Raw genomic sequence first — 3,583 nt, forward strand, 5'->3', positions numbered from 1 at the left:
CGTTGACCAACTTCAAGACCTTTTGGAGCGATGATGTATGCTTTCACACCGTCAGTGTAGTGTACAAGGGCGATGTTTGCAGAACGGTTTGGATCGTACTCGATTGTTTTAACAACAGCTTCAACGTTGTCTTTGTTACGTTTGAAGTCAACCAAACGGTAGAAACGTTTGTGTCCACCACCTTGGTGACGAACAGTGATACGACCGTTGTTGTTACGACCAGCCTTGCTCTTCAAAGCAACAAGCAATGATTTTTCAGGAGTGCTTGTTGTGATTTCAGCGAAATCCAAAGAAGTCATATTACGGCGACCGTTTGTTGTTGGTTTATAAACACGAATTCCCACGATATTTCCTCCTTAGATTATTCAGCTTCAGCAGCAAACAACTCGATTGCTTTTGAATCAGCTGTAAGTGTGATGATAGCTTTTTTAGTTTTATTAGTAAAACCAGTGTAACGTCCAACACGTTTCGCTTTTGGTTTTACGTTGATTGTGTTAACGTTGGCAACTTTAACACCTTCGAAAGCAGCTTCAACAGCTTGCTTGATCAAAAGTTTGTGTGCACGAGTGTCAACTTCAAATACATATTTACCTGCTTCAAGTTGAGCCATTGAGCTTTCAGTGATGACAGGTTTTTTGATAACATCATACAAATTCATTATGCAAGAACCTCCTCGATTTTAGAGATAGCTGCTTGTGTGACAAGAAGTTTGTCGCTATTTGCGATGTCAAGAACACTTGCAGTTGTAGCAGTTGCAACTTTCACGTTTGGAAGGTTGCGAGCTGAAAGAGCTGCGAATTCATTTCCTTCTTCAAGGATAACAAGAACTTTAGAATCGATGTTCAATGCTGCAAGAACTTTAGCAAATTCAGCAGTTTTTGGAGCTGTAAATGAAAGAGCGTCTACAGCTACGAATTTGTTTTCAGCAACTTTTTCAGAGTAAATTGATTTAAGAGCTAGGCGACGAACTTTTTGCGGAAGTTTGTAGCCGTATGAACGTGGAGTTGGTCCGAAGACAACACCACCACCACGCCATTGTGGTGAGCGGATAGAACCTTGACGAGCACGTCCAGTTCCTTTTTGACGCCATGGTTTGCGTCCACCACCTGATACTGCAGAGCGGTTTTTAACAGCGTGTGTTCCTTGACGAAGGCTTGCGCGTTGGCTGATGACGACATCAAACACAACTGATTCATTTGGTTCGATACCAAATACTGCATCGTTAAGAACAACTTGGCCAGCTTCTTTACCAGTTTGGTCAAATAATGTTACGTTTGCCATTGTGACTGATTTCCCCTTTCTTTATTATTTACCAGCTTTAACTGCTGATTTGATAGTGATAAGAGATTTCTTAGCACCTGGTACGTTACCTTTGATAAGGATAACGTTCTTTTCTGGAACAACTTGTACAACTTCAAGGTTTTGAATTGTTACGCGGTCACCACCCATACGTCCTGCAAGGTTTTTACCTTTGAATACGCGGTTAGGTGCAACAGGTCCCATAGAACCTGGACGACGGTGGTAACGAGAACCGTGAGCCATTGGTCCACGTGATTGTCCGTGGCGTTTGATAACACCTTGGAAACCTTTACCTTTAGAAGTACCAGTTACGTCAACAACGTCTCCAGCTGCGAATGTTTCAACTGTGATTTCAGCACCAACTTCCAAGCCTTCAACGTTTTTGAATTCACGAATGAAGCGCTTAGGAGCCGTGTTAGCTTTCGCTACATGTCCTTTAGCAGGTTTGTTGCTCAATACTTCGCGTTTGTCATCGAAACCAACTTGGATAGCGTTGTATCCATCTGTTTCAACAGTTTTAACTTGAAGAACAACGTTTGGAGTTGCTTCAATAACTGTTACAGGGATCAATTCGCCAGCTTCAGTGAAGATTTGAGTCATTCCCACTTTTTTCCCTAAGATTCCTTTTGTCATGAGAAAATAGTTCCTTTTCTATATTTTTTATTCAAAAAGTTTTTAACGAGCGTTTTTTATGCTCAAGGTATCAAGCTTTAGATTAAAGTTTGATTTCTACGTTTACACCACTTGGAAGATCCAATTTCATCAACGCATCAACTGTTTTTTGAGTTGGGTTAACGATATCGATCAAACGTTTGTGTGTACGCATTTCAAATTGTTCGCGAGAGTCTTTGTATTTGTGAGTCGCACGAATAATTGTGTAGAGGCTACGCTCAGTTGGAAGTGGGATTGGACCCGCAACTTGTGCACCTGTACGAGTAGCTGATTCTACGATTTTTGCAGCCGCTGTGTCAAGCGTACGGTGTTCGTAAGCTTTCAAACGGATACGGATTTTTTTGTTTGCCATCTTTTTCTCCTTTTCGTCTATTTAAGATAATAGGCTAGCTCCACAAGAAAACCGACGCGCGTTGCGTGGCAATGCAACCGAGCGTGTCGCAACCTCTTGCATCAAAGCTAAGGCTGTAATTTACAGCACCATAATAGAATAACACAAAGCCCCTACGATTGCAAGGGATTTGTGAGCTTTTTTTCGTTTTTTTAGGATGAAACTGTTTTCTCTTTTCATCTTTCCAAGATTACGGATTTATATCTATAAAAAACCGTCTTTTCTTCTATATAATGTGTGTCATTTTGTGTGTCATTTTGACCTTGAATGTATCTTCTGATTGATCTACTAAAATGTCCGCTTTAGACTCGGTTTCTCTATAGTATCGCAGATACTGCTCCCGTCTCATCTGATGGCTAGCTAACACAAAGGAAGCATCTCGATTTCTCATAGTCGTATCTCGAGCTAGACGCCTCTTTAATTCGGTCTCCTCATCCGTGTAGAAACAGATGGTTTTGTCAAAGAGTTCCTTGGGTAGAAAACCCACAGACATCCCTTCAACAATCAGAATCGGCTTGGCTCCAGACAAGATTTCACTAGCCTTCCACGGTTCATCGATTGTTAAGACATCCATACCTGCCTGCAAAGCGAGAATATCTCTCTGTAAACTTGCCAATTCATGCGCCACTGGGAGACAAGCCGTCACCTTTTGATCTGGTGCTTGCTTTGGTACTACCATGTGACGTTCTGAAGTGATATAGGGATCTGTTTCTAGTAAATTTACTGTAGTAGAATCTAAAGCTTGATACAATTCCTGAGCAAAGGTTGATTTACCCGAAGCCCCATGACCGTAGATCCCTAGCGTCCTAATTCTTCCCGTTTCGATCTCTGAAACCAGTTGTTCTATCAGGTCTTTTTTCTTCATTCTCTCTTCACCTGTTCATAGCTTTCTTTTCCGTCATTAAGCTTGTCCCAAATCACTACTTGCCCACTTTTGAGGGATTTTTGCACATCGATAATTCGTTGATTAGAAGACCCTCGAAACTGGAGCATGAGATTGCGCTTGCTTTTATCATACCGTCCATCAACAAGGATGTCAATCAGCGACAAGAGTTCCAGTTTGTCTGGAGTCTCCAGCATCATTTCTTCCCAAGTGTAGCCCGTCCAGGACCAGATGTCTTTGTCTGGCAATTCCTTTCGAATGCGCTTAACGAGCGGCAAGAGGATACCTGTATTGAGAAATGGTTCTCCTCCCAGCAAGGTCAATCCTTGAACATAGGG

The 3,583-nt window shown here is 41.9% G+C and carries 6 protein-coding genes and 1 pseudogene; all 7 read right to left on the bottom strand.

The window, feature by feature from the left end:
* Positions 1 to 344 (bottom strand): annotated as a pseudogene (rplB, locus tag GMD6S_RS08535) (50S ribosomal protein L2); the annotation flags it as partial.
* A gap of 17 nt (positions 345 to 361) precedes the next feature.
* A complete protein-coding gene (locus GMD6S_RS08540; RefSeq protein ID WP_001055347.1) occupies positions 362 to 658 on the bottom strand; it encodes a 50S ribosomal protein L23 in 297 nt (98 codons plus the stop codon).
* Positions 658 to 1,281: a 50S ribosomal protein L4 gene (gene rplD / locus GMD6S_RS08545; protein ID WP_000024541.1), complete on the bottom strand. Its 624-nt coding sequence runs from the start codon at positions 1,279 to 1,281 to the stop codon at positions 658 to 660. The genes GMD6S_RS08540 and rplD overlap by 1 nt, the downstream gene beginning before the upstream one ends.
* 24 nt (positions 1,282 to 1,305) lie before the next feature.
* Positions 1,306 to 1,932, bottom strand: a complete 627-nt coding sequence (gene rplC, locus GMD6S_RS08550; protein WP_000160197.1) for a 50S ribosomal protein L3 — start codon at positions 1,930 to 1,932, stop codon at positions 1,306 to 1,308.
* Positions 1,933 to 2,014: 82 nt separating this feature from the next.
* A complete protein-coding gene (rpsJ, locus tag GMD6S_RS08555; RefSeq protein ID WP_001284513.1) occupies positions 2,015 to 2,323 on the bottom strand; it encodes a 30S ribosomal protein S10 in 309 nt (102 codons plus the stop codon).
* A gap of 265 nt (positions 2,324 to 2,588) precedes the next feature.
* On the bottom strand, positions 2,589 to 3,227 hold the full coding sequence (locus GMD6S_RS08560) for a uridine kinase family protein (protein ID WP_000725976.1): 639 nt from the start codon (positions 3,225 to 3,227) through the stop codon (positions 2,589 to 2,591).
* Positions 3,224 to 3,583, bottom strand: a 360-nt coding sequence (locus tag GMD6S_RS08565) for a 4Fe-4S single cluster domain-containing protein (protein ID WP_000299884.1), incomplete at its 5' end; no start/stop codon positions are given. The genes GMD6S_RS08560 and GMD6S_RS08565, both read right to left, overlap by 4 nt.

The sequence above is a fragment of the Streptococcus sp. GMD6S genome (assembly GCF_000297015.1).